The organism is Sediminimonas sp. (assembly GCF_024637375.1).
GTDB lineage: Bacteria > Pseudomonadota > Alphaproteobacteria > Rhodobacterales > Rhodobacteraceae > Sediminimonas.
In genome coordinates this window covers 1-22,350 of record NZ_JAGXFK010000073.1, presented here as the reverse complement: position 1 = coordinate 22,350, position 22,350 = coordinate 1, and the positions used below count along the sequence as shown (strand labels likewise).

The 22,350-nt window shown below is 68.4% G+C and carries 29 protein-coding genes; 20 read left to right on the top strand and 9 right to left on the bottom strand.

The genetic code is table 11. From position 1 onward, the window contains the following. The first annotated feature begins 321 nt into the window (after positions 1 to 321). The 3 genes from Q0L89_RS11700 to Q0L89_RS11690 all read left to right on the top strand — a co-directional run bounded on the left by Q0L89_RS11700 (position 322) and on the right by Q0L89_RS11690 (position 2,072). Positions 322 to 747 (top strand): DsrE family protein, encoded by a 426-nt coding sequence (locus Q0L89_RS11700; protein WP_296765247.1) that lies wholly within the window; start codon positions 322 to 324, stop codon positions 745 to 747. Between the two features lie 100 nt (positions 748 to 847). After that, positions 848 to 1,894: an aldo/keto reductase gene (locus tag Q0L89_RS11695; RefSeq protein WP_296765245.1), complete on the top strand. Its 1,047-nt coding sequence runs from the start codon at positions 848 to 850 to the stop codon at positions 1,892 to 1,894. A 19-nt stretch (positions 1,895 to 1,913) separates the two neighbouring features. After that, positions 1,914 to 2,072, top strand: coding sequence for a hypothetical protein (locus Q0L89_RS11690; RefSeq protein WP_296765244.1), 159 nt, complete (start codon positions 1,914 to 1,916; stop codon positions 2,070 to 2,072). Here Q0L89_RS11690 and Q0L89_RS11685 read toward each other — a convergent pair whose 3' ends face one another. Beyond that, positions 2,073 to 2,933, bottom strand: coding sequence for a helix-turn-helix transcriptional regulator (locus tag Q0L89_RS11685; protein ID WP_296765242.1), 861 nt, complete (start codon positions 2,931 to 2,933; stop codon positions 2,073 to 2,075). A 105-nt stretch (positions 2,934 to 3,038) separates the two neighbouring features. Between Q0L89_RS11685 and Q0L89_RS11680 the strand changes: the two genes are divergently transcribed. From Q0L89_RS11680 to Q0L89_RS11670, 3 genes are read left to right on the top strand one after another with little or no spacing between them, the layout of a single operon-like run. Next, entirely contained in the window at positions 3,039 to 3,245 is a 207-nt protein-coding gene (locus Q0L89_RS11680) for a DUF2061 domain-containing protein (protein WP_296765240.1), read from the top strand. Then, positions 3,238 to 4,146, top strand: a complete 909-nt coding sequence (locus Q0L89_RS11675) for a fatty acid desaturase (RefSeq protein ID WP_296765238.1) — start codon at positions 3,238 to 3,240, stop codon at positions 4,144 to 4,146. Before Q0L89_RS11680 ends, Q0L89_RS11675 begins: the two co-directional genes overlap by 8 nt. A 21-nt stretch (positions 4,147 to 4,167) precedes the next feature. After that, on the top strand, positions 4,168 to 5,061 hold the full coding sequence (locus tag Q0L89_RS11670; RefSeq protein ID WP_296765235.1) for a DMT family transporter: 894 nt from the start codon (positions 4,168 to 4,170) through the stop codon (positions 5,059 to 5,061). 24 nt (positions 5,062 to 5,085) lie between these two features. Here the strand turns inward: Q0L89_RS11670 and Q0L89_RS11665 are convergent, their stop codons facing one another. Then, positions 5,086 to 5,781 carry an NUDIX hydrolase gene (locus tag Q0L89_RS11665; protein ID WP_296765233.1) on the bottom strand — a complete coding sequence of 232 codons (696 nt, stop codon included), beginning with the start codon at positions 5,779 to 5,781 and terminating at the stop codon, positions 5,086 to 5,088. Between the two features lie 25 nt (positions 5,782 to 5,806). After that, positions 5,807 to 6,205: a DUF983 domain-containing protein gene (locus Q0L89_RS11660; RefSeq protein ID WP_296765231.1), complete on the bottom strand. Its 399-nt coding sequence runs from the start codon at positions 6,203 to 6,205 to the stop codon at positions 5,807 to 5,809. A gap of 243 nt (positions 6,206 to 6,448) precedes the next feature. On the opposite strand from Q0L89_RS11660, the gene Q0L89_RS11655 reads away from it, so the two are divergent. The 4 genes from Q0L89_RS11655 to Q0L89_RS11640 are packed head-to-tail and all read left to right on the top strand — an operon-like array spanning position 6,449 to position 8,551. After that, positions 6,449 to 7,030 carry a calcium-binding protein gene (locus Q0L89_RS11655; RefSeq protein ID WP_296765229.1) on the top strand — a complete coding sequence of 194 codons (582 nt, stop codon included), beginning with the start codon at positions 6,449 to 6,451 and terminating at the stop codon, positions 7,028 to 7,030. Positions 7,031 to 7,079: 49 nt separating this feature from the next. After that, complete coding sequence (locus Q0L89_RS11650; protein ID WP_296765226.1) at positions 7,080 to 7,667, top strand: RNA polymerase sigma factor; 588 nt, start codon at positions 7,080 to 7,082, stop codon at positions 7,665 to 7,667. Next, a complete protein-coding gene (locus Q0L89_RS11645; RefSeq protein ID WP_296765224.1) occupies positions 7,660 to 8,064 on the top strand; it encodes a hypothetical protein in 405 nt (134 codons plus the stop codon). Before Q0L89_RS11650 ends, Q0L89_RS11645 begins: the two co-directional genes overlap by 8 nt. Beyond that, entirely contained in the window at positions 8,057 to 8,551 is a 495-nt protein-coding gene (locus Q0L89_RS11640) for a periplasmic heavy metal sensor (RefSeq protein ID WP_296765222.1), read from the top strand. Before Q0L89_RS11645 ends, Q0L89_RS11640 begins: the two co-directional genes overlap by 8 nt. A 131-nt stretch (positions 8,552 to 8,682) precedes the next feature. On the opposite strand, the gene Q0L89_RS11635 is transcribed toward Q0L89_RS11640, so the two are convergent. Beyond that, the gene (locus tag Q0L89_RS11635) at positions 8,683 to 10,071 is read right to left on the bottom strand and encodes a diguanylate cyclase (protein WP_296765219.1); all 1,389 of its coding nucleotides are present in this window, start codon (positions 10,069 to 10,071) and stop codon (positions 8,683 to 8,685) included. An 89-nt stretch (positions 10,072 to 10,160) separates the two neighbouring features. Between Q0L89_RS11635 and Q0L89_RS11630 the strand changes: the two genes are divergently transcribed. After that, the gene (locus Q0L89_RS11630; RefSeq protein WP_296765217.1) at positions 10,161 to 10,445 is read left to right on the top strand and encodes a DUF3572 domain-containing protein; all 285 of its coding nucleotides are present in this window, start codon (positions 10,161 to 10,163) and stop codon (positions 10,443 to 10,445) included. A gap of 54 nt (positions 10,446 to 10,499) precedes the next feature. Here Q0L89_RS11630 and Q0L89_RS11625 read toward each other — a convergent pair whose 3' ends face one another. Beyond that, positions 10,500 to 10,964, bottom strand: coding sequence for a MarR family transcriptional regulator (locus Q0L89_RS11625; protein ID WP_296765215.1), 465 nt, complete (start codon positions 10,962 to 10,964; stop codon positions 10,500 to 10,502). Positions 10,965 to 11,081: 117 nt separating this feature from the next. On the opposite strand from Q0L89_RS11625, the gene Q0L89_RS11620 reads away from it, so the two are divergent. From Q0L89_RS11620 to msrB, 8 genes are all read left to right on the top strand, one after another. Continuing rightward, complete coding sequence (locus Q0L89_RS11620; RefSeq protein WP_296765212.1) at positions 11,082 to 11,771, top strand: HAD family hydrolase; 690 nt, start codon at positions 11,082 to 11,084, stop codon at positions 11,769 to 11,771. Positions 11,772 to 11,905: 134 nt separating this feature from the next. Then, positions 11,906 to 13,492 carry a trimethylamine methyltransferase family protein gene (locus tag Q0L89_RS11615; RefSeq protein ID WP_296765211.1) on the top strand — a complete coding sequence of 529 codons (1,587 nt, stop codon included), beginning with the start codon at positions 11,906 to 11,908 and terminating at the stop codon, positions 13,490 to 13,492. A gap of 271 nt (positions 13,493 to 13,763) precedes the next feature. Continuing rightward, positions 13,764 to 15,545: a DUF4153 domain-containing protein gene (locus Q0L89_RS11610; RefSeq protein WP_296765209.1), complete on the top strand. Its 1,782-nt coding sequence runs from the start codon at positions 13,764 to 13,766 to the stop codon at positions 15,543 to 15,545. Between the two features lie 71 nt (positions 15,546 to 15,616). Further along, positions 15,617 to 16,210: a heme NO-binding domain-containing protein gene (locus tag Q0L89_RS11605; protein ID WP_296765249.1), complete on the top strand. Its 594-nt coding sequence runs from the start codon at positions 15,617 to 15,619 to the stop codon at positions 16,208 to 16,210. A 53-nt stretch (positions 16,211 to 16,263) separates the two neighbouring features. Further along, positions 16,264 to 17,211 carry a GGDEF domain-containing protein gene (locus Q0L89_RS11600; protein ID WP_296765207.1) on the top strand — a complete coding sequence of 316 codons (948 nt, stop codon included), beginning with the start codon at positions 16,264 to 16,266 and terminating at the stop codon, positions 17,209 to 17,211. 93 nt (positions 17,212 to 17,304) lie between these two features. After that, positions 17,305 to 17,940: a molybdenum cofactor guanylyltransferase MobA gene (gene mobA, locus Q0L89_RS11595; protein ID WP_296765206.1), complete on the top strand. Its 636-nt coding sequence runs from the start codon at positions 17,305 to 17,307 to the stop codon at positions 17,938 to 17,940. 118 nt (positions 17,941 to 18,058) lie between these two features. Next, positions 18,059 to 18,607 carry a fasciclin domain-containing protein gene (locus tag Q0L89_RS11590; RefSeq protein ID WP_296765204.1) on the top strand — a complete coding sequence of 183 codons (549 nt, stop codon included), beginning with the start codon at positions 18,059 to 18,061 and terminating at the stop codon, positions 18,605 to 18,607. Positions 18,608 to 18,731: 124 nt separating this feature from the next. Beyond that, a complete protein-coding gene (gene msrB / locus Q0L89_RS11585) occupies positions 18,732 to 19,217 on the top strand; it encodes a peptide-methionine (R)-S-oxide reductase MsrB (protein ID WP_296765201.1) in 486 nt (161 codons plus the stop codon). Positions 19,218 to 19,253: 36 nt separating this feature from the next. Here msrB and Q0L89_RS11580 read toward each other — a convergent pair whose 3' ends face one another. Then, positions 19,254 to 19,880 (bottom strand): J domain-containing protein, encoded by a 627-nt coding sequence (locus Q0L89_RS11580; RefSeq protein WP_296765199.1) that lies wholly within the window; start codon positions 19,878 to 19,880, stop codon positions 19,254 to 19,256. Positions 19,881 to 19,955: 75 nt separating this feature from the next. Here Q0L89_RS11580 and Q0L89_RS11575 point away from each other — a divergent pair, with 75 nt between their 5' ends. Further along, positions 19,956 to 20,213, top strand: a complete 258-nt coding sequence (locus tag Q0L89_RS11575; RefSeq protein ID WP_296765198.1) for a BolA family transcriptional regulator — start codon at positions 19,956 to 19,958, stop codon at positions 20,211 to 20,213. On the opposite strand, the gene Q0L89_RS11570 is transcribed toward Q0L89_RS11575, so the two are convergent. From Q0L89_RS11570 to gatB, 3 genes are all read right to left on the bottom strand, one after another. Then, positions 20,214 to 20,606 (bottom strand): DUF4177 domain-containing protein, encoded by a 393-nt coding sequence (locus Q0L89_RS11570; protein WP_296765196.1) that lies wholly within the window; start codon positions 20,604 to 20,606, stop codon positions 20,214 to 20,216. Between the two features lie 45 nt (positions 20,607 to 20,651). Next, positions 20,652 to 21,134: a thioesterase family protein gene (locus tag Q0L89_RS11565; RefSeq protein ID WP_296765194.1), complete on the bottom strand. Its 483-nt coding sequence runs from the start codon at positions 21,132 to 21,134 to the stop codon at positions 20,652 to 20,654. A gap of 161 nt (positions 21,135 to 21,295) precedes the next feature. Next, positions 21,296 to 22,350: Asp-tRNA(Asn)/Glu-tRNA(Gln) amidotransferase subunit GatB (gene gatB / locus Q0L89_RS11560; RefSeq protein ID WP_296765192.1), on the bottom strand; the 1,055-nt coding region annotated here is incomplete at its 5' end.

The following is a 22,350-nucleotide window of genomic DNA, read 5'->3' as shown; positions in this document are numbered from 1 at the left end:
CTCCTTCGCCGCCCTTGTGCTCTCGGTGATCCTGTTGCAGCTTGCAACCGGATCACCGAGAGCAAAAGGGCGGCGAAGGAGATAATCAGGCGCATGGTGCGGCAAGCATGGCACGCCGGGCCCCGATTGCCAGCCCGGATGCGACGCTGGTGGCGTCTTTTTCGCGTCTGCCGGCGCGCGCGGCAGTGGGACGGAAAAGTGCGACGAAAACGATTTCGTGAATATGAATGGTTGGTGAACTGTGCCAATCTGTCGCGGCACTTCGGCGGCAGCGCCGGGAGCGGGCGCGAAAGCGCCTTCGAAAAACAGGGAGGAGAAAAGATGTTCAGATTCGTTGCGGTACTGGCGCTGGTGCTGTCGCTTGTCGGCCTTGATGGCCCGGCTCAGGCGGCAGAGAAGCACAAGGTCGTCTACCACGTCTCGGAAATCGACAAGGTCGGGTTCGCACTGGGCAATATCGCCAACCATATCAAGGGGGTGGGTGGCCCCGAGAACGTCGAGATCGTGCTGGTCGCGCACGGCCCGGCGCTCAAGGCGTTCCACGAGATGCAGGCCAGCGCGCAGGTGTTGTCGCGCGTCGAGGCATTGCAGGATGACGGCGTGCGATTCGAGGCCTGCGGCAACACGATGAACGCGCAGGCGGTGTCATTGAGCGATCTGCTGTCCAATTTCGTTCGTCGCGACGAGGGCGGTGTCGTGCGTATCGCGCAGCTGCAATCCGAAGGGTACCTCTACATCCGGCCCTGATCGCGACGCGCATCCATACAGACCGAAGGCCCCTTGCCATTCGGCGGGGGGCCTTTCATTTTGCGGCGGTGAACAATTCCGGGACGAATGGAGACAGGCGATGAAAACCAACCCGCTGGGCCGCACCGGCCTTGCCGTTAGCGAGCTGTGCCTTGGCACCATGACCTGGGGCACCCAGACGGCCAAGCCTGATGCACATGCACAGATGGACATGGCGCTGGAGCGGGGGGTGAATTTCGTCGATACCGCCGAGATGTACCCGGTTAATCCGGTGGCCGCCGAAACCGTGGGGCTGACCGAGGAAATCATCGGCACCTGGAACGCCGCCAACCCGGGCCGGCGGGGCGATTACATCCTGGCCACCAAGCATTCGGGCGAGGGCATGAAACATGCCCGCGACGGCGCGCCGATCAGCGCCGCCACGATCCCCGTCGCGATCGAGGGCTCGCTACGGCGGCTGAACACCGATTGCATCGACCTTTACCAGTTCCACTGGCCCAACCGGGGCAGTTACATGTTCCGGCAGAACTGGCGCTATGACCCGTCGGGGCAGGACCGTGCCGCGACGCTGGCGCATATGGAGGATGCGCTGGAGGCGCTGCAAAAGCAGGTCGACAAGGGCAATATCCGCCATTTCGGCCTGTCCAACGAAACCGCCTGGGGCACCACCATGTGGGCATCGGTGGCGCAGGCGCGCGGCTGGCCGCGCGTGGCGTCGAGCCAGAACGAATATTCGCTGCTGTGCCGGCTGTTCGACACCGATCTGGCCGAGGTCTCGGTGAACGAGGATGTGGGCCTGCTGGCCTTTTCGCCGCTGGCGTCGGGGCTGCTGAGCGGCAAGTACCAGGGCGGTGCGGTGCCCGATGGCTCGCGCATGACGTTTAACGAAACCCTGGGCGGGCGGCGCACCGCGCGTGCCTTCGCGGCGGTCGAGGCCTACCTTGGCGTGGCGCGCGATCACGGGCTGGACCCGGTGCAGATGGCGCTGGCCTGGACGGCGGGGCGGCCGTTCGTGACCTCGGTGATCTTCGGGGCGACGACGCTGGCGCAGCTCGACCACGCGCTGGGCGCGCCGGACCTGACCCTGTCGCCCGAATTGCTGGAGGCCATCGACGACGTGCACCGCGCCCACCCGATGCCCTATTGAGCCGCGGCGGAGCGCCCCGATGCCTGCCAGTCAAAGGTGCGCATCCCTGCGCCGTGCGCGCATGAGCCGCCGGGCGGCGGTGCTGGGCCTGGGCGCGTGCGGGCGCGGCTGGGCGATGCTGTTGCGGCACGCGGGATGGGACGTGGCGCTGTTCGACCCGCACCCGGGGTCGGCCTGATCATCCCGCCATCTCGCGCAGCGTGCGCAGATGGTCGGACAGCCCGCGCGCGGTGATCGACGCTTCGCGCACCAGCCCGTCGAAGTGGGCGGTGAAGGCCTGCACCCGCTCGCTGTCGCGGAACGCGACGTAGTTGCGCCCCAGGTAGAGCACCGCCAACAGCGGCCCGAAGACCGTCACCGGCGAGGAAAACACCCGCCGCGCATCGAACAGGTAGACCCGCAGGCGCGGGTATATCTGTTCGTTGATGGCGATCAGCTGGTCGATCTGTTCCAGCCGGATGTCGCGCGACAGGCCCGCGTAGTAGCCTTGGGCGCGGGCAAAGCAGGCCATTTCGTGCAGTGGCAGGGCAATCTCGTAATCCGAGGTCGAGCCGCGCATCCATTCCAGCCTGTCCTCGCTGGCGCCGATCGCCTGTTCGGTGGTGCGGCCCAGGTGCGGGGCGTATTCCCATTGCAGCATCGCGTGAGTCTTGAGCATGTCGGGCAGGGCCGCCGGGACGTGGCGGATCTTGTAGCCCGCCGCTTCCTTGTGCCAGGCAAAGATCTGCTCGTCGACCAGGGCGCGCGGCGCCTCGGTCAGCGTGAGCGAACTGGCCAGCATCTCGGCGGCGCTCTCGGGGCGGTCCGACAGCGACAAAAGCCAATCCGCCGACACGCCCAGGGCGGCGGCGCATTCGCCGACAACCTGCGCGTTGGGCAGCCGCGCCCCGGCGCCCTTGAGCAGTTGCGACACGGTCGAGCGGTCCACCCCCACGGCGCGGGCGAGGTGGCTTTGGGTCATACCCTTGTCGCGCATGGCGATGGCGAGGCGCTGGCGGAATTGCGCGGCGCGCGCACGTTTGTCGATTATTTCTCTCATATGGTGATAATTATCATGGTTGCGGAGTTTTGTTAATCATATTCGGAATTCCCCACGCCCCGCCCTGCCACTATTGCTGAAGCACCCTGAACAAAAGGAGGTGTCATGGAGACGCGAGCGCGCACGCTTGTGAAAGCCCTTGTGTGGAACGTCATCGGTTTGATCACGATGAGCCTTGTGGGGCTCATTCTGACCGGGTCGGTAGTTGTCGGCGGGGCCTTGGCGGCGGTCAATACCGCAGTGGGGCTGGCCATGTACCTGATCTACGAAAGGGTCTGGACCCGCATTCACTGGGGCCGGCACCATGCCTGAGCCCGCGCGCGCGCCGCGGCGCGTCGAATGGCCGACGCTGGCGCTTGTGGTGCTCTGCTACGGCCTTTGGGGGCTGGGCACGACCTGGGTCGCGGGCTGGTTCCTGCCCGCCGGTATCGCGCTGACCATGCTGGCGGTGGCGTTGCATTCGTCGTTGGCGCACGAGGTGATTCACGGCCATCCGTTCCGGTCGGTGCGGGCGAACGCGGCGCTGGTGTTCCCGGCGCTGGCGCTGTGCATCCCCTACCTGCGATTTCGCGACACGCATCTGGCGCACCATGTCGATGCCATCCTGACCGACCCTTACGACGACCCGGAAAGCAACTACCTCGACCCGGGCGTGTGGGCGGGGCTGCCACGCTGGCTGCGCGCGGTGCTGCAATTCAACAACACGCTGGCCGGGCGGCTGCTGATCGGGCCGGCGGTGGGGCAGGCGGCCTTCATGGCCGACGACTGGCGCGCCATCCGCGCCGGCAACCGTAGGGTGCTGGCGGGGTGGCTGTGGCACATCCCGGCGCTGGTGCCGGTGATCTGGTGGCTGGCCGCGGTGGCGCAGATGCCGGTATGGGCCTACCTGCTGAGCGCCTACGGGGCACTGTCGATCCTCAAGATTCGCACCTTCCTGGAACACCAGGCGCATGAGCGCGCGCGCGGGCGCACCGTGATCGTCGAGGATCGCGGGCCGCTGGCGCTGATCTTTCTCAACAACAACCTGCACGTCGTCCACCACATGCACCCAAGGGTGCCGTGGTACCGGCTGCCGGCGCTCTATGCTGCCAATCGCGCCCGTTACCTTGCCTGCAACGAAGGCTACGCCTACCGCTCTTACCGCGAGGTTTTCCGCCATCATTTCTGGCGCGCCAAGGATCCGGTGCCGCATCCGCTCTGGCGCCGCGACTGATTTGACGCCATAAGCGCCCCCATGGCTTGGGTTTTCCTGTCGATTGCCGCGGCGGCGTTCCAGACGCTGCGCTTCGTGTTGCAGAAACGGTTGAGCATGGGCGCGCTGTCGGCGGGCGGCGCGACGTTCGCGCGCTTCGTCTACGCGGCACCGGTCGCGGCGGGGCTGGCCGCGGTGCTTGTCGGCGCGGGGTCGATGCCGGGGCTGGGCGCGGCGTTCTGGTCCTATGCGCTGGTAGGCGGCCTGGCGCAGATAGCCGGAACCTGGTGCGTCGTGGCCCTGTTCGCACGCCGCAATTTCGCCGTCGGCATCACCTTCAAGAAAACCGAGGTCGTGCAAACCGCGCTGGTGGGGTTTGTCCTGCTGGGCGATCGGATTTCCATGGGTGCGGTGGCGGCGTTCCTTGCGGGGTTGGCGGGCGTGTTGGCGCTGTCGGGAATGCCATCGGCCCCCGGTGGGCGACTGCGGCGGCTGGTTAACCCGGCGGCTGGGCTGGGGCTGATTTCGGGGGCGCTCTTCGCGGTTTCGGCGGCGTGCTACCGTGGTGCCACCCTGCAAGTGGACAGCGACGACGCGCTGCTGCGCGCCGCGGTGACGCTGGCGGCGGTGACGCTGGCGCAGACTGTGGCGATGGCGGGCTGGCTTACGTGGCGCGAGCCGGGGCAGTTGGCGCGGGTCGCGGGTGCCTGGCGCGGGGCCGTCTGGATCGGGCTGGCGGGGCTGGCCGGCAGCCTGTGCTGGTTCACCGCCTTCACCCTGCAAAACGCCGCACTGGTCTTTGCCGTGGGGCAGGTCGAGGTGATCTTTTCGCTGGTCGCCTCGGCGCGGGTCTTCAACGAGCGGCTCACCGTGCGCGAGGCCGGTGGCATCGCGCTGTTGACCGCCAGTATCGTGGCGCTGGTCTGGCTGGGCTGAGCGCCCGGGCACCGGGCGCGGGTCTTATGCGGTCGGCCGCTGGCCCTTGAGCCGCAGGAACAGGCTTTCCTCGTCATCGTTGCGGAAAAACGGCACGTTTTCCGGCGGGCGCGGGTCGGGCGCGCGGGCGGCGACCTCGGCCAGGACCACTTCGGTAATGAAGGGCAGGTCGAATTCGCGCACTTTCGGCAGGGCGATCCATTGCAGGTGCGAAAGCTCGTCGCAGGCGGCGTCGAAATCGTCGAGGTCGCTGGCGACCTCGTCGGCATCGACCAGGAAGAAGCGCGCGTCAAAGCGGCGCGGCCGCCCCGGGGGGGTAATGGCGCGGAACACGAATTGCAGCGCGTGCGCCGCCGGCAGGTGGCCGGTGGCGGCGAAGTCGCGCCAGTCCTTGGGTGGCGTCTCTGCCCAGGCCCCCGGCGTGCCGAGGATGAGGCCGGTTTCTTCCCACAGCTCGCGGATCGCGGCCGCCGCCAGCGCGTGCGACAGATCGGGGGCAGCGTCCTCGGTCAGGCGTTCGGCGCAGACCGCCGGCAGCGGCGAGGCCAGCGGCACGCCCGCGTCGCCGGCGTCTACCGCGCCGCCGGGAAAGACGAACTTGTTGGGCATGAAGGCGGCTGCCGACCCGCGCTGACCCATGAGAACGTGCGGGTCGCGCATCCGGTCGCGCAGGACGATCACCGTGGCCGCATCGCGGATGGCGCTTTTGTCGGCTGTCACGCTCGGGTCTCCTCCTGGGCCGGGCTCAGTCGGAGCCGCCGAAGCCGTACATCCGCTTGGCCCATTGCAACCCGACCATCGCGCCCTTGATGCGCGGCAAAAGGTACAGTGACAACGCGACCGTGCCAACGGCGAAGATGGCGAACAGCACCAGCGGTTCGGGCCGCCATGTCTCGAACACGATCAGCAGCAGCGGCGCCACAATGTGGCCGACGATCAGGATCGTCAGGTAGGCCGGTCCGTCGTCGGCGCGGTGGTGGTGCAGCTCGGTGCCGCAGACGGGGCAGGCATCGTTCACCTTCAGGTAACCCGCCATCATCATTCCGGTGCCGCAATTGGGGCATTTGCGCCGCCAACCTGTCCAGATCGCGCGTTTCACGTCGCGCTCGGCAAGGTGGTCGGTATGGGTGGCGCTGTCGGTCATCGGGGCCTCTTAACATGTTCAAGGGGAATATCGGTCATATCGGCCGCGATAGAAACCCCCCGTGCGGGGGCTTGCGGCGCGATGTCGCGTGGGTGCGTGCCGGACCGGCGTTCACGAAAGCGTGATCATTGGTTTCGCGAGCGACGGAAAACGACGTGCCGAACGTTCAACCCCATACGAGGCCCGAAAGGACAGGGCCCGGATCGCAACGACTTATTCAATCCGAAGCAGGAGACAACTGCCATGGCACGACTGATGACACTCACCGCCATTGCCGCGCTGACGCTGGGCGGGACTGCTGCCTATGCCGCGGGGCAAGGCAAGGCCATGATGAAGGGCAACGATGCGCAAATGATTCAGTTCGGCGATATCGACGCCGACGGTGATGGCCGCATCACCCGCGCCGAGATGACCGCGCATCGCGAAGCCATGATGAAGGATCGATTTGACGCGGCCGATGCCAACGACGATGGCATGGTGGACGCCGAAGAGATGCAGGTGCAGATGACGGAGTACATGCAGGCGCGCATGCAGAACCGCATCGACCACATGATCGCGGCGCGCGACGCCGACGGCGACGGCGCTCTGTCGATGGACGAAATGGGGCCGCTCTCGCCCGCAGCGCGGATGATGATGCGGACCGACGCCGATGGCGACGGCGCGCTCACGCGCGACGAGTTCAAGGCCGGGGTCCAGGCCCGCGGTCAGCAGATGGGCTCGCACGGCCGCGGAATGGGCCGCCATGGCATGGGTCACCAGAGCATGGGTCACCAGGGCATGGGCATGCAAGACTGCATGGGTCGCGGCATGGGCATGGCCAACTGAGCCTTGCCCGATTGCCTGCCGGACGGAGAAAGCATATCGCGGGGTCGCGATGCAAACACCTCCCGATTCCTGTGGCGGGGCCTCAGACGAGGCCCTGCTGACCCGGTTTGCTGCCGGTGATGCGGCCGCGGCGCAGGCGCTGACCGAGCGCCTGACGCCGCGCGTCTACCGCCATGCGCTGCGGCTGCTGGGCGGTGACGGGGCCGAGGCCGAAGACGTCGCGCAAGATGCTATGCTGCGGCTCTGGCGGGCGGCGTCCGGCTGGCGGCCAGGCGAGGCGCGGGTGACGACATGGCTCTACCGGGTGGTGGCCAACCTGTGCTTCGACCGGCATCGTAAGGCGCGCATGGTGGCGCTCGGCGACATCGACGAGCCCTGCGACACCCGCGCCGGCGCCGTGCCCCGGATTGTCGCGCGCCAGCGTGCCGATGCGTTGCAGGCGGCGCTGGACGCGCTGCCAGCGCGGCAGCGTCAGGCGGTCGTGCTGCGCCATATCGAAGGCCTGGGCAACCCCGAGATCGCCCGGGTCATGGACATCAGCGTCGAGGCGGTGGAAAGCCTGACCGCCCGCGGCAGAAAGGCGCTTGGCGTGGCGCTGGCCGGCAGGCGCGCGGAACTGGGGTTTGAGGATGACTGACGACAACCGCGAAAACACGGAATTGGATGCGTGGTTCGACGCCGCCCGACAGCAGGCACCGGCACCGCCCGAGGCCCTGATGCGGCGCGTGCTGGCGGATGCAGACGCAGTGCAGGCCGCGACAGCGCGCGCGCGGCCCGGCCTGGTGACGCGCGCGCGCGCGTCGCTGGCGCGCGGGCTAGCGACGCTGGGCGGCACCCCGGCGATGGCCGGTCTTGCCACCGCGGCGGTGGTCGGGATGTGGCTGGGCGCCTGGCCGCCGGCGGCACTGGAATCGCTGGGGCCGCAGTTGTTTGACGGGACGGCGGCGCCGGGCGCGACCTATACCGTCGATCTGATGCCGGGGGCCGAATTTACCGCCCCTGATGGCGGTGGGGAGGATGTGAACGATGTCTGAAGATGAAAACGCTGCGCTGCGCGGTGGTGCGCCGCGCTGGATGAAAATCACGCTGGTGCTGTCGCTGGCGCTCAACCTGTTGGTGGCCGGCGTGGTCGGTGGGGCGATGATGCGCCACGGGATGCGGCCCGGCGACCCCCATCCGTCGGCACGCGCGCATCTGGGCCGTGCCTATGTGCAGGCGCTGGAGCGCGGCGACCGCCGCGCGCTGTGGAGCGCGATGCAGGCGGAGCAACCCGGCGCGGCGGCACCGGGCGCCGATCCCGACGCGGTGCTGCGCGCCCTGCGCGCCACCCCTTACGACCCGGCGGCGCTGCGCGATATCATGGTGCGGCAACGGCAGGCCGGGCAGGCACGGCTGCGCCGCGGCCAGCGCCTGCTGCAAGAACGGCTGACGGAGATGAGCGATGCCGAGCGTGCCGCCTACGCCGACCGCCTGGAAGGCCTGGTCGAGGGGCAACGTTCCGGCGCGCGGCACGCACGGTGATCGACGCGTTGCCGGCGCGCCGTCGAATCGGGCAATGCCGCGTCCCGTCGCGGGGAAAATCGTTTCGATGAAACGAAACCCGCCGTTGCGGCGCGGGCCCTTGCGTGGCCCGGCCAAGCCGAGGCCGGGCATCAGGCCGCGGCGCCGCTGCTCAGCGTGACCCGGTTGCGCCCGCGGGCCTTGGCGCCGTAGAGCGCGCGATCGGCCTGGTCGAGCAGCGCCTCGACCGGCATCAGTGTATCCGCGCCCGGCCCCATCGCGACACCCACCGACATGGTCACGCGCAGCGGTGCGGCGATGCCCGCCACCGGGCAGGGCAGCGCGGCAACCTGGCGGCACAGGCGCCGCGCGATACGCTGCGCCTGCTTGCGGGCGATGCCGGGCATGGCGATCAGGAACTCTTCGCCACCGATCCGCGCCAGAAGGTCGTCGCCGCGCAGCGTGCCGCGCAGGTGCCCGGCCAACGCCTGTAGCACCGCATCACCGGCGGCGTGGCCGTGGCGGTCGTTGATCGCCTTGAAATGGTCGAGATCGGCGATCATCACGGCGAGGTCGTGGCCGGCGGCGCGCGCGGCGTCGGCCATGCTTTCGAGTTGCGGCATGGCATAGCGCCGGTTGTACAGCCCGGTCAGCGGATCGGTCAGCGCCGCGCGCAGGCCGCTTTTCACCCGCAGGCGCAGGCGGTCGGCGGTCTGCTTGCGCGCGATCAGGGCGTCGAGGCGCAGCGTCATTTCCCGGCTCGATGCATGGGCGCGCATCAGGTCGTTGGCGCCGAGGTCCAGCGCCCGGGCACCATCGCCCGGCGCGGCCCCATCAAGCACCGCGAGGATGGCGGTGTTGCGGGTTGCCGGCTGCGCCCGGAGCGCGGCCAGCAATTGCAGGCCCCTTTCGGGCGCCTGCGCCGAGATGGCCACCATGCAGACATCGGGCGGCGGCGCGGTGCTTAGCGATTTCCAGAACCCCGGCCCGCCATGGACATCGACATGGCGGCGCCGCCCCGGCAGGCGAGGGCGCAGCGCCGCCGCATCGGTGCGGGTTGCCGCGATCAGGGCGATGCGCTCGGGCGGCGCATAGGCGGGGCGTACGCCTTCCGACAGGCCCGGCATGCCGCGCGTGTGGTCGCGCAGAACCATCTCTTCGACCGACTCGCGATTGCGCAACAGGCTGCGCAGCCGCGCCTGCAAAAGCGCGTCATCCACCGGCATGTCGAGCACGTCCACCGCGCCCGATTCCAGCGCGTCGAGCCGTAGCCCCGGGTCGGGTCGCGCTGCTGTAAGCAGCATCGGGATGCGCCCCGCGGCCCATCCGCGTCGCGCGATCTGCCGGCAAAGCGCCACCCCGCTCATGTCGGGCAGCGCCTGCGCCACGATCATCAGGTCGGGCTTTTCCGATGCCAGCAATTCTGCCGCCTCGGCCCCGCTGCGCGCCTGCACCACCCGGTAGAAAGCCGCCGACAGCTTGACCCGCAGGATGATCCGGTTGGTCGCGACGTCATCGACGATCAGAACTTTTCCGGGCATGGCGCGCGGGCCCCGTTTTCGCTACAGTTTGCATTGCATTCTAGTGTTCGTGCGATTGGTTAAGAATTCCTTTCCTGGAGCTGTGAAACATGACCCTTCCGCGGGAGACCGCCGAGACCCTCGCGCTGGAGGCGCTGGCGTGGCTGCTAAGCAATGACGAGCTGTTGCCGGTCTTCATGGGGGCCACGGGCGCTGACGTCGACGACCTGCGCACCAGCGCCGGCGACCCGGCCTTCCTGGGATCGGTGCTGGATTTCCTGATGATGGACGACGCCTGGGTGGTGGCCTTCTGCGATGCCGCCGGGGTGCCCTATGACCGGCCCATGGCGGCGCGCGCGGCGCTGCCGGGGGGCGAGCAGGTGCACTGGACCTGAGCGCGGCGCGTCGTGCCTTGGGATCGCGCCCTCGGAAAAGACCGAAAATACGGTTCAGAGCGTCTTCAGGGCGACCGAATCGTTGTCCTCGGCGGCGCGCAATTTGCCCAGCAGGCGCTTGAGTTCGGCCTCCTCGGCCGGGGTCAGCGCCGCCGAAAGCCGCGCGGCATTGTCGCGCGCGAACGGGGTGCCGCGCGCGATCCGGTCGCGGCCGGTGTCCGTCAGTTCCACCCGCCGGGTGCGGCGGTCGCCGGTGCCGCATTTGCGCGCCAGAAGCCCCTGCGCCTCCATCTGCCTGAGCGCGCGCGAGGTGGCGGTGCGATCCACGCCCACGAACCCGGCGATGTCCGAGGGCTGGCTTAACCCCTCGTTGCCCACGGCCAGCAGGATGCACCAACTGGTGCGCGTCAGGCCAATCGTCCTGAGATGCTCATCAAGCCGCCGCTCCTGCAGGCGCGCGGCGATCGACAGGTGATAGCCAAGCGAGTCCTGCAGGCGGTATCGGGCTGCCTTTGTCATGACCATACGCGACCCGATCGCACCGCCAAAGTCAAGCCGGCTTGCCGCTTGCGATTGCGGGTGCGCCGGGTCACTCTGAGCCCGCGAGTGCACGCAGGCAGGGCAGGGAGGGCGGTGATGAAGGTGGACGGCATTCTTTTCGACAAGGACGGCACCTTGTTCGATTTCCGCGCGACCTGGGATGTCTGGGTGGTGGGGGTGATCGACACGCTGTCGGGCGGCGACGCGCGGCTTGCCCGGGCGCTGGCGGCAGCGGCGCGCTACGACCTGGACGCGCAATGTTTCGCGTCCGACAGCCCGGTGATCGCCGGCACCAACCGCGAGGCGGCCGAGCTGCTGTGCGCTGTCTTGCCGGGGCGCGAGGTGGACGAGATCGAGCGCTACCTCGCCGGGGCCGCGGCCGAGGCGCCGCTGGCCCCGGCGGTGCCCCTGGCCCCGTTGCTGGGCGGGCTGGCGGCGCGGGGCCTGCGGCTGGGTGTGATGACCAACGACACCGAGTACGGCGCCCGCGCGCACCTGGAAACCGCCGGCGTGACGGCGCATTTCGATTTCATCGCCGGCTTCGACAGCGGCCATGGCGCCAAGCCCGAGCCGGGGCCGCTGCTGGCCTTCGCCGCGGCGACGCGGCTGGCCGCTGACCGTGTGGTGATGGTGGGTGACAGCACCCATGACCTGATCGCAGGGCGTGCCGCGGGGATGCACACCGTGGGCGTGCTCACCGGGCCCGCCGATGCCGCCGAGCTTGCCCCGTGGGCCGACGCGGTGCTGCCCGACATCGGCCACCTGACCGCCTGGATCGAGCGCTGAAGGCGCCGCCGTACCGGCGCGCGAGCCGCGCGCGCCCGGTCTAATATCCAAAAAACGACGCAACACGTCGCTGATCGACACGAAGCGCCGCCCGCGGCGCGTGTTTGCTGGACCCGGCAACAGGAGTGAACCCGATGACCGAGGACAGCCCAAGCCCCGCCGCGCCCCCCCGCAAGCGCACCGGCAAACGCAGCGGCGGGCGCGCCGGCAATGCCAGCCGCCGCGGCACCACCGCGATCGAGCAGGCGCCGTGGAACCCGCCGATCAATATCGACCGCCCGACCGAGCCGCTGCCCCCCGAAGGAGTCGAGGCGATCCATGGCGCGGCGATGCGCATCCTCGAAGAGATCGGCATCGAGTTCCTCAACCCCGAGGCGGTGGATATCCTGCGCGAGGCCGGCTGCACCGTTTGCGGCGAGAACGTGCGCATGGGCCGCGACTTCGTGATGGAAATGATCGCCCGCGCCCCCGAAAGCTGGACCATCACGCCGCGCAACCCCGACCGGCGCATCACACTGGGTGACAACAACCTGCTGTTCGGAAACGTTTCCAGCCCGCCCAATTACTGGGACATGACCCTGGGCCGCAAGCTGCCCGGCACGCGCGAGGTGTGCCGCGATTTCCTCAAGCTCTGCCAGTATTTCAACTGCATCCACTTCGTCGGTGGCTACCCGACCGAGCCGCAGGACGTGCATGCCAGCGTTCGCCACCTTGACGTGCTCTACGACAAGCTGACGCTGACTGACAAGGTCGCGCATGCCTATTGCCTGGGCGCCGAACGGGTCGAGGACGTGATGGAGATGGTGCGCATCGCCGGCGGGCTGAGCCACGCCGAATTCGATGCCACGCCGCGCATGTACACCAACATCAACTCGACCTCGCCGCTCAAGCACGACTACCCGATGCTGGACGGCTGGATGCGGCTGGCGCGGCGCGGGCAGGGGCTGATCGTGACGCCGTTCACGCTGGCCGGCGCGATGGCACCGGTGACTATGGCCGGCGCGGTGGCGCAATCGCTGGCCGAAAGCCTCAGCGCCGTGGCGCTGGCGCAATACATGCGCCCCGGCGTGCCCTGCGCCATCGGCACCTTCACCAGCAATGTCGACATGAAGACCGGCGCCCCGGCCTTTGGCACGCCCGAATACATGCGCGCCACGCAGATGAGCGGCCAGATGGCGCGGTTCTACCGCCTGCCGCTGCGCGCCAGCGGTGTATGCGCGGCCAACGTGCCCGACGCCCAGGCGATGTGGGAGACGATGAACAGCCTGTGGTCGGGGGTGCAGGCGGGGGCCAACATGATCTACCACGCCGCCGGCTGGCTTGAAGGCGGGCTGATCGCCAGCCCCGAAAAGTTCGTGATGGATTGCGAGGTGCTGGGCCAGATCCAGCGCTACCTCGACCCCGCGATATGCGATACCAGCCCGCAGGCCCTGGCCGTCGAGACCATCGCCGAGGTCGGCCCGAACGGGCATTTTTTCGGCACGCAGCACACGCAGGACCGCTATACCAACGCCTTCTACCAGCCTTTCCTGTCGGACTGGCGCAATTACGAGGCGTGGGAAGCCGCCGGATCGGTCTGGACCACCGAGCGCGCGCATCGCGTCTACAAGGAAATCGTCGCCGGCTTCGAAGCCCCGCCCATGGATGACGCCATCCACGCCGAGTTGGAGGATTTTGTGGCCCGCCGCAAACGCGAAGGCGGCGCGCCGACCGATTTCTAGCCCGGTGGCAGGCGTGCGAAATGCACTGTTGTCGGGAGCGCCCCCCGTCGCGTGCGCCGCGCGCGACTCCCTTGGGGGATATTTGTGGAGAGCGAAAAAGCCATAAGCCGCGCCGGCCTGAAACAGGGGGATCGTCTGGCCGCGGTCTCATGATCTGAGCGCCCGGCCGCTCGCGGCGCGGCGATCTTCGCCTCTGGCCCGGGCGGCGGCAGCGCGCTACTGTGGCCGCCGACGAGTGCGCACGCGCGCCGAACGACAGGAGAGCCGCCCCATGTCCCGTGCCGCCCCACGCACCAGCGACCGCGCCATTGCCGGCAACCGCCTGACCATGGCGCTGATCGGTATCGTGGCGGGGCTTTCGCTGTGGTTTCTGTTCGACCGGCTTCCCGAGTACGTTACGGATGCCCGTTTGACCCTGTTTCTTACCTCGGCGGTGGCAGGGGGCTTCGCGGTGATGCTGGCGCTTGCCGGCCCGGTGCGCCCGCTGCACGCGGGGGTGGCGGCGGTGATGCTGGCGGCGCCGGCGGCGGCGCTGCTGGTCTGGGCGTCGCTGCGTCATGACACCGTCGCGGCCGCGTTGCGCAGCGGCCACCTGCTGGCCGCGTTCACGGGCCTGCTGTTCATTGCCACGCCGTTCGCCGCGGCCAGCCTGAGCGCACCGCGGCTCTGGCATGACTATGCGACGCTTTTCGACGCGGCATGGACCATGGTGATGCGCTATGCCGCCGCGTGGCTCTTCGTGGCGATCTTCTGGGGCGTGGTGCTGCTGTCGGACGCGGTGCTGGGGCTGGTGGGCATCACGCTGATATCCCGACTGATCGAGGTGGATTGGTTCGTCGCCGCGATGAGCGGGCTGGTGCTGGGGCTGGCGCTGGCGGTGGTCTACGAGCTGCGCGAATATCTTTCACCGCACCTGCTGCTGCGGCTGCTGCGGCTGTTGCTGCCGGTGGTGTTGACGGTGATGGTGGTGTTCCTGGCCGCGGTGGCGGTGCGCGGGGTGTCGGGGCTGCTGGGCGATCTGTCGGTCGCGGGCACCCTGCTGGCGATGGCCCTGGCCGCGGTGGCGTTGATCAGCGTGGCGCTGGATTGCGACAATGGCCGTGCCGTGCATGGCCGCCCGATGCGCGTGGTGGTCGAGGCGACGGCGCTGTTGCTGCCGCTTCTGGTGGCGGTGGCGGTCTGGGCGCTGTGGCTGCGGGTGGCGCAATACGGCTGGACGCCCAACCGGGTGGTCGCGGCGCTGTCGGCGGTGGTGATCATGGCCTATGCGCTGCTCTATGCGCTGGCGGTGCTTCGGCGCCATCACTGGATGAACAGGGTGCGCCGGGCCAACGTGGCGATGGCGCTGGTGGTGGCCGGGCTCTGCGGGTTGTGGATGACGCCGCTGCTCAATGCCGAGCGCATCGCCACCGCCAGCCAGGTCGCCCGGTTCGAAGCCGGGCGCGCTGCGCTGGACGACCTGGCGCTTTGGGAAATGGCGCATCGCTGGGGGCGGCCGGGCGCGGCGGGGCTGGCGCGCCTGGCGGCACTGCAGGACCACCCGGCGCATGCGGCGCTTGTTGCGCGGATCAGGCAGGCGCGGCAGTCAGCCAGCCGCGAGACCTATGTACGCGCGAGCGGCACGGGCGGCGATACCGCGCTGGCGCTCGCGCGCGCCCTGCCGCTGCGGCCCGAGGGCGAAAGCCTGCCGCACGGCGCGTTGGCGGGGCTGGCACCGTTTTTCCAGCGCCAGGCTCTCGACGCCTGCCGCCGGGCACTGCCCGATGGGCGGCCGGGCTGCGTACTGGTGATGGCGCAGTTCAACCCCCGCAACCCGGCGCGGCAGGGCGTCATGCTGTTGCGCGCGGGCGAGAGGCGGGTGATCGCCCACGCGGTCGAGTTGCACGCCGGGCGCTTGCGCCGCAGCGGCGGCATGCGCGAATTGGCCAGCGGGCGCGCGGCGACGCTCGACGAGGCCGCGATCGCGCGCGCGCTCGACGGCGACTATGCCATGCGCCCTGCCGGCATGCGGATGATCGATCTGGGCGGCGCGGGACTCGTTCCGGGCAATTGAATCGGTTGAGGAAATCTTAAACCCTGTTGCCGCATTCTCGGGCCGAGATGACAACGGCGAAAGGGATCGGCATGCACGGGCTTGTCAATCGTGCGATCGAGGGCTTCGTGCGCGACAGCTACGGTGCCGGGTGCTGGCAGGCGGTGACCGCGCGGGCGGGGCTTGAGGTATCGTCGTTCGAGGCGATGCTCAGCTATGACGACCGGCTGACCGATGATGTGCTGGGCGCCGTTTCGGCCGAGTTGGGCAGGCCGCGCGAGGAGGTGCTGGAGGATATCGGCACCTACCTCGTCTCGCATCCCAACCTGGAAGCGCTGCGCCGGTTGCTGCGCTTCGGCGGGGTGGGGTTCGTCGATTTCCTCCATTCGCTCGACGATCTGCCCGACCGTGCGCGCCTGGCGGTAGAGGATCTGCATCTGCCACGGATGGAGCTTGTCGATCACGACTCCAGCACCTTCACCCTGACCTGCCGTTCGGGGCATCGCGGCTTCGGCCACGTCATGATGGGGGTCCTGCGGGCGTTGGCTGACGATTACGGGGCGCTGGTGCTGCTCGACCACGCCGAGGTGGCCGATGGTGCCGAGGTGATCACCATCATCCTTGTGGAAACCGCCTACAGCGAGGGGCGCGCGTTCGAGTTGGGCGCGCGCGCGGTGCAGGGGTGAGCCCCGGCGCCGGGAGTGTCGCGGCGGACTGCGCGCATGACGCGCTCTGCCCGATGCATATGCGCCTCGATGCGGATGGCAAGCTGTGCCACGCCGGCCCGACACTGGCCAAGCTGTTTCCGGGCCGCACCCTGGCCGGTCAGGGCCTGTTCGATCTGTTCGAGGTCGCCCGCCCGCGCGAGGCCGGCAGCCTCGCCGCGTTGCTGCGGGCGCCGGGCGGCAAGTTGCATTTGCAGCCGCGTGTGCCGCCGGGCATCGCGCTCAAGGGGGTGATCGCGCCCTGGGGCGCCGGGGCGCTGGTCAACCTTTCGTTCGGCATCTCGGTGATCGAGGCGGTGCGCGCCTACGGGTTGACCAATACCGATTTCGCCGCCACCGACATGACCATCGAGCTGCTCTACCTCGTCGAGGCGAAATCCGCCGCGATGGAGGCCAGTCGCAAGCTCAACCAGCGCCTCGAAGGCGCGATGATCGCGGCCGAGGAACAGGCCGTCACCGACACCCTGACCGGGCTCAAGAACCGCCGTGCGCTGGATCATATCGTCGGGCGGCTGATCGAGCGGGCCCGCGATTTCGCGCTCATGGTCGTGGATCTCGACTACTTCAAAACGGTCAACGACACGCTCGGCCACGCAGCCGGCGACCATGTGCTGCGGCAGGTGGCGCGCATCCTCGTCGACGCCACGCGCGAGGGTGACACTGCGGCACGGGTGGGTGGCGACGAGTTCGTGCTGGTCTTTCCTGGCCGGTCGGACCGCGCCCGTCTTGCCGCGATCGCGCGCCGGCTGATCGCGCAGTTGAGCCGCCCGATGCCTTTCGACGGGCAGATGTGCCGGATCTCGGCCAGCATCGGCATCGCGCAATCGGCCGTGTACGAGCGGCCCGACGCGGCGCGGATGCTCGCCGATGCCGACGCGGCGCTTTACGATTCCAAACGCGAGGGGCGTGGGCGCCACGCCTTTCACGCGCCACCGGGCGCGGCGCCGCGCGCCGCGGGCTAGGCGCGGCCGGTCACAGCCCCGGCCTGGCTTGCGGCATGCGCCCGGCCCGGGCATGGTGAAGGCGCCTGCCGCCGCAAGGAGCCGCGCCCCCGCATGACACCGCAGCCCGACCCCGCACCGCAATGGCCGTTGCCGCCCGCCGTGATCCTGGCCGGGGGGCAGGGCCGGCGCATGGGCGGGGCAGACAAGGCGATGTGCCTGTTGGCCGGCCGGCCATTGCTGGCGCATGTGATCGATCGCATGGCGCCACAATGCGCCGACCTTGCGCTCAGCGCCAATGGCGATGCGGCGCGTTTCGCGCGCTTCGGTCTGCCCGTTCTGCCAGACGCGCGCCCCGATCACCCCGGCCCGCTGGCCGGGCTGCTGGCCGGGATGGACTGGGCCGCCGCCAACGGAGCGCCCGCGATTCTGTCCGTCGCCGTGGATACCCCGTTCCTGCCGCCCGACCTGGCCGCGCGCCTCACGGCGGCGGCGGGGCACGGTGCGGCCATCGCTGCCAGCCCCGGCGCCAGCGGTCTGACACGCGCGCACCCGACAGTCGGGCTGTGGCCGGTGGCGCTGCGCGGCGCCCTGCGGTCCGCACTGGCGGATGGCCAGCGCAAGGTGATGGCATGGGCCACGGCGCAGGGCGCGGTCGAGGTGGTCTTCGACGCCGCGCCGGTGGATACGTTCTTCAACGTCAACACCCCGGATGACGTGGCGCGCGCCGAGGCGCTGCTGCACGGCTGAACCTTGTTGCGCCGCGCCAAAAAAATCGCCCGCCGCTGAAACTCTTTTGCCACCGCCTCCGTGGTTACCCATGACCGACGCCAAAAGGCGCCGGGGCAACACCACTGGAGGAAAGAAAATGACCAAGACACTCATCCCGATGATCGCGGCCCTGGGCTTGGGCGCCGGCACCGCCATGGCCGAAAATCCCATGGTCGGCGGCGCGCCGATGTATGCCGACAAGAACATCATCCAGAACGCCGTGAACTCGGCCGACCACGAAACCCTGGTCGCGGCGGTCAAGGCGGCCGGGTTGGTCGAGACGTTGCAGGGCGAGGGGCCGTTCACCGTCTTCGCCCCCACCGACGCCGCTTTCGCGATGCTGCAGGCCGGCACCGTCGAGACCCTGCTCAAGCTGGAAAACAAGGCGACGCTGCAAAAGGTGCTGACCTGCCATGTCGTCGCCGCCGACGCGATGTCGGACGCCATCATGGGCATGATCGACGATGACGGCGGCATGCACCCGGTGCCCACGGTCGGCGGCTGCACCCTGCAGGCGCGCTATGATGGCGATACCATTATGCTCGAAGACGAGCGCGGGCGCACGGCGACGGTGACGATTGCCGATGTCGAGCAGTCGAACGGGGTCATTCACGTGATCGACACGGTTCTGTTGCCGGCGATGTAAGGCGTCGGGCGCTGCCGGCCTTTCCCGGCCGGTGGGTAGCCCGGGGTCACGTGAATGTGTGCCGCCCGTGCTTGCGGAGCCGCGGGCGGCACGCCATTTTTCTACCTGGAAAGGGAGACGCACCATGCAACGACGAGCCTTCATCACCGCCGCGATTGCCCTCGCCGGGGCCGGCGGCCTTGCCGGCGCCCGCTGGACAGGCCGGGGCCATGCCGCGGAAAGCTTCGAATTCACCCGCACCGAGGCGGAGTGGAAAGCGATGCTGACCGATCTGGAATACCACGTCATGCGCGAGGAGGGCACCGAGCGCGCCTTCACCTCGCCGCTCGACAAGCTCTACGATCCGGGCCTTTACCATTGCAAGGGTTGCGACCTGGCGCTGTATTCCTCCGAGCACAAGTACGACAGCGGCACCGGCTGGCCCAGTTTCTGGAAGGCGCTGCCCGACGCCATCGGAACGAAAGAGGACAACACCCTGTTCACCACCCGCACCGAATGCCATTGCCGCCGCTGCGGAAGTCACCTGGGCCACATCTTTGACGACGGTCCCGACCCGACCGGCAAGCGCCACTGCCTCAACGGTGTGTCACTGACGTTCAAGGCAGCCTGAGCCGCAGCAGCCCCCGGTTCGCCCGGGCGCTGCCGACTACTTGAAACTGCGGCTGTCCTTGATCTGGTCCCAGGCCCAGACGACCTGTTGCAGGTGGTCCTCCTGGGTGCGGTCGCCGCCGTTCATGTCGGGGTGCAGCACCTTGATAAGTGCCTTGTACGCCTTGCGGATATCGGCCTTGGACCAGGTATCGCGCGCCTCCAGGATCTCGATCGCGCGGCGTTCGGTCGGCGGCAGCCTGCGGCTGTGGCCGTTGCTGGCGCGGCCCGGGTTGCGGGTCGCGTTCTCGCCCAGAACCTGGTGCGGGTCCTCGATTCCCAGCCGCGCCCAGGCGCGCGCCTCGGGGTCCGACATCGGTTTGGTGCGCCGGTCCCAGACCTTGTCGTCGGACATCTGTGCGTTCAGCTCGGCCTCGGTGGTGCCGTTGAAGAAATTCCAACGCAGGTTGTACTCGCGCACATGGTCCCTGCAAAACCAGTAGTAGTCGTCCAACGCATCGGGTGCCTTGGGCGCGCGGTACTTCCCGGGCTGGTCGCAGCCCTCGGCCTCGCAGACGCGCTGCGAGGTCTCGAACGCCCCCGTCATCCCGCGCCGGCCGCGCGGGTTTTTCTTCTTGGCGGAGGAGACGGACATGTCAAAGCCGAAAGGATCCGTTTTGGCCATCGGGTCACCTATGCATTTGGAGGCGCAGAGTGTAACCTATCCGGCGCCGGATGAAAGGGGTGAGGGTGAAAATTTATGCTGGATGCCAACGAAATTCACGCTGTTCTGGAACGCGCCTTTTCGCCGCAACATATTGAAGTCATTTATGAAAGTGAGGCGCACCGCGGGCATGCGGGATATCGCGAGGGCGGCGGCAGCCATTTCCGCGTGCGCATGCGTGCGCGCGCTTTCGCCGGCCAGTCGCGGCTGGCGCGGCACCGGGCGGTGCATGCGGCGCTCGGCCCCAAGCTGATCGGGCAGATCCATGCCCTGGCGCTGGAGCTGGATGCGTGATCAGTCCTGCGGCTCCGCCGCCGATCCCGGGGCCGGCGCCGGCGGCTCGGGCCGCGGCTGCGGGCCGGAATCGTGACGCGACGCCGCGCCGAGCGAGGGGGCCGTTTGCGGGGCCTCGGCCTCGCTGGCGGGGGTGGGCGCGGGGGCGATCTGATGCGCGGCGTCGTCCTCGGCCTCGCGGTAGAAGATCAGCAAGCTGCGCGTGACACTTTGGCTGCGCAGCAGGTGGCGCTCCTCGGAGGGCAGGCTTTCGGCCCTCAGGAAAGACCAGCCGGCCGCGGCCATGTCATTGAGAACGCCCTCGATCTTGTGGGCAAAGCGGTCTTCGGGGCGTTTCATCCCCTTGATGCGCTCGGCGCGATCGGGGGCGGGGACGACCTTGTATTCATACATCGAACAGGGGCCTTTCCTTGCTGATGGCCGTGCCGGCGCGGCGCGTCACTTGCGCTTGATCCCGATGGCGCGGCCGGCGCGCTCGGGCCTTGGCAGGGCGGCGTGGTCGTGCATCATCGCTGCGACCGCCTCGTGGATGTCGGGCGGGAAGGGCGCCACGCGCGGCCCCGCCATGTCGATATGCAGCGTCAGCGACTCGCCCGTGGCCGCCAGCCAGCCATCTTCGTGCCAGAGTTCCTGGAAGGTGTGAAAGCGTTTCTCGTCATGATCCAGCAACTGGAAGGTGCTGCGCACCTTGTCGCCCAGGTGCAATTCGCGCAGGTAACAGATATGGAACTCGGCGGTGTAGGTGGTCATCCGCCGCGTCTCGGCATAGCGCGGACCAAGACCAAGCGCCTCGTAGGCCTCGTCGGCACAATGGTCGAACAGGACGTTGTAATAGGCCATGTTCATGTGGCCGTTATAGTCGATCCAGTCCTTCTGCACCTCCATCACGGACGAGGTGAAAGGCGTGGCGCTGCTGCTCATCTGCGGGTCTCCATTTTCGTTGTCACGCGGGCAGAGGGTAGGGCGCGGGGTGCCCCGGTTGCAAAGGGAAACATGATTTCACCTTTGCAAAATACTCCGGGGGAGTCGCGCGCAGCGGGGGCAGCGCCCCCAGGCGCAGGGCGCGCCATCCATGCCCGTTCTCACAGCCCCAGCCGGGCCTGCACGATTTCGTTCACGGCCTTGGGGTTGGCCTTGCCGCCGGTGGCCTTCATCACCTGGCCCACGAACCAGCCCGCCAGTTTCGGGTTGCTCTGCGCCTTTTCCACCTGCGCTGGATTGTCGGCGATTATCCTGTCCACCGCCGCCTCGATCTCGCCGGTGTCGGTCACCTGCTTCATGCCTTCGGTCGCGACGATCTCGGCCGGTGCACGACCGGTGTCGATGTGGATCTCCAGCACGTCCTTGGCGATCTTGGTCGAAATCTCGTCATTCGCGACCATGGCCAGGATCTCGGCATTGGCCTGCGGCGTGGCGATCTGGCGGGCGGTGACCTCGGCCTTGTTGGCACGGCCCAGCACCTCGTTGATCACCCAGTTGGCGGTCTTCTTGCCGTCGCCGCCGCCCACCGAGTCCTCGAAGTAATCGGCCAGGTCACGGTCGGCGGTCAGCACGCCCGCGTCGTATTCGGTGACGCCGTAATCCTTGATGAATCGCGCCTTTTTCTCGTCAGGCAGTTCCGGCAGGCTGGCGTGGATGTCATCCACCCAGGCCTGTTCTATCTCCAGCGGCAGCAGGTCGGGGTCGGGGAAATAGCGATAGTCGTGCGCTTCTTCCTTGGACCGCATCGAGCGCGTCTCGCCCTTGTCGGCATCAAAAAGGCGGGTTTCCTGGACCACCTCGCCGCCAGCCTCGACGATCGCGATCTGGCGGCGCGCCTCGTATTCGATGGCCTGCTGGATGAACCGCATCGAGTTCATGTTCTTGATCTCGCACCGGGTGCCAAGGTGGCCGAAATCCTGCGTTTCCATGTATTTCTCATACTGGCCGGGGCGGCAGACCGACACGTTGACGTCGGCGCGCAGGTTGCCGTTTTGCATGTTGCCGTCGCAGGTGCCCAGATAGCGCAGGATCTGGCGCAGTTTCAGGACGTAAGCCGCGGCCTCTTCGGGGCCGCGGATATCGGGGCGGCTGACGATTTCCATCAGCGCGACGCCGGTGCGGTTGAGATCGACGAACGACATGTTCGGGTCCATGT

Excerpts from the sequence above, each read along its gene's own strand:
- Q0L89_RS11650 (WP_296765226.1), top strand. The coding sequence starts at position 7,080 with ATGCAAACACCTCCCGATTCCTGTGGCGGGGCCTCAGACGAGGCCCTG.
- Q0L89_RS11700 (WP_296765247.1), top strand. The coding sequence starts at position 322 with ATGTTCAGATTCGTTGCGGTACTGGCGCTGGTGCTGTCGCTTGTCGGC.
- Q0L89_RS11680 (WP_296765240.1), top strand. The coding sequence starts at position 3,039 with ATGGAGACGCGAGCGCGCACGCTTGTGAAAGCCCTTGTGTGGAACGTC.
- Q0L89_RS11630 (WP_296765217.1), top strand. The coding sequence starts at position 10,161 with ATGACCCTTCCGCGGGAGACCGCCGAGACCCTCGCGCTGGAGGCGCTG.
- msrB (WP_296765201.1), top strand. The coding sequence starts at position 18,732 with ATGCAACGACGAGCCTTCATCACCGCCGCGATTGCCCTCGCCGGGGCC.
- Q0L89_RS11625 (WP_296765215.1), bottom strand. The coding sequence starts at position 10,964 with ATGACAAAGGCAGCCCGATACCGCCTGCAGGACTCGCTTGGCTATCAC.
- Q0L89_RS11660 (WP_296765231.1), bottom strand. The coding sequence starts at position 6,205 with ATGACCGACAGCGCCACCCATACCGACCACCTTGCCGAGCGCGACGTG.
- Q0L89_RS11655 (WP_296765229.1), top strand. The coding sequence starts at position 6,449 with ATGGCACGACTGATGACACTCACCGCCATTGCCGCGCTGACGCTGGGC.
- Q0L89_RS11575 (WP_296765198.1), top strand. The coding sequence starts at position 19,956 with ATGCTGGATGCCAACGAAATTCACGCTGTTCTGGAACGCGCCTTTTCG.
- Q0L89_RS11635 (WP_296765219.1), bottom strand. The coding sequence starts at position 10,071 with ATGCCCGGAAAAGTTCTGATCGTCGATGACGTCGCGACCAACCGGATC.
- Q0L89_RS11610 (WP_296765209.1), top strand. The coding sequence starts at position 13,764 with ATGTCCCGTGCCGCCCCACGCACCAGCGACCGCGCCATTGCCGGCAAC.
- Q0L89_RS11675 (WP_296765238.1), top strand. The coding sequence starts at position 3,238 with ATGCCTGAGCCCGCGCGCGCGCCGCGGCGCGTCGAATGGCCGACGCTG.
- mobA (WP_296765206.1), top strand. The coding sequence starts at position 17,305 with ATGACACCGCAGCCCGACCCCGCACCGCAATGGCCGTTGCCGCCCGCC.
- Q0L89_RS11590 (WP_296765204.1), top strand. The coding sequence starts at position 18,059 with ATGACCAAGACACTCATCCCGATGATCGCGGCCCTGGGCTTGGGCGCC.
- Q0L89_RS11640 (WP_296765222.1), top strand. The coding sequence starts at position 8,057 with ATGTCTGAAGATGAAAACGCTGCGCTGCGCGGTGGTGCGCCGCGCTGG.
- Q0L89_RS11580 (WP_296765199.1), bottom strand. The coding sequence starts at position 19,880 with ATGGCCAAAACGGATCCTTTCGGCTTTGACATGTCCGTCTCCTCCGCC.
- Q0L89_RS11695 (WP_296765245.1), top strand. The coding sequence starts at position 848 with ATGAAAACCAACCCGCTGGGCCGCACCGGCCTTGCCGTTAGCGAGCTG.
- Q0L89_RS11570 (WP_296765196.1), bottom strand. The coding sequence starts at position 20,606 with ATGTATGAATACAAGGTCGTCCCCGCCCCCGATCGCGCCGAGCGCATC.
- Q0L89_RS11565 (WP_296765194.1), bottom strand. The coding sequence starts at position 21,134 with ATGAGCAGCAGCGCCACGCCTTTCACCTCGTCCGTGATGGAGGTGCAG.
- Q0L89_RS11645 (WP_296765224.1), top strand. The coding sequence starts at position 7,660 with ATGACTGACGACAACCGCGAAAACACGGAATTGGATGCGTGGTTCGAC.
- Q0L89_RS11670 (WP_296765235.1), top strand. The coding sequence starts at position 4,168 with ATGGCTTGGGTTTTCCTGTCGATTGCCGCGGCGGCGTTCCAGACGCTG.
- Q0L89_RS11620 (WP_296765212.1), top strand. The coding sequence starts at position 11,082 with ATGAAGGTGGACGGCATTCTTTTCGACAAGGACGGCACCTTGTTCGAT.
- Q0L89_RS11690 (WP_296765244.1), top strand. The coding sequence starts at position 1,914 with ATGCCTGCCAGTCAAAGGTGCGCATCCCTGCGCCGTGCGCGCATGAGC.
- Q0L89_RS11615 (WP_296765211.1), top strand. The coding sequence starts at position 11,906 with ATGACCGAGGACAGCCCAAGCCCCGCCGCGCCCCCCCGCAAGCGCACC.
- Q0L89_RS11605 (WP_296765249.1), top strand. The coding sequence starts at position 15,617 with ATGCACGGGCTTGTCAATCGTGCGATCGAGGGCTTCGTGCGCGACAGC.
- Q0L89_RS11600 (WP_296765207.1), top strand. The coding sequence starts at position 16,264 with ATGCATATGCGCCTCGATGCGGATGGCAAGCTGTGCCACGCCGGCCCG.
- Q0L89_RS11685 (WP_296765242.1), bottom strand. The coding sequence starts at position 2,933 with ATGAGAGAAATAATCGACAAACGTGCGCGCGCCGCGCAATTCCGCCAG.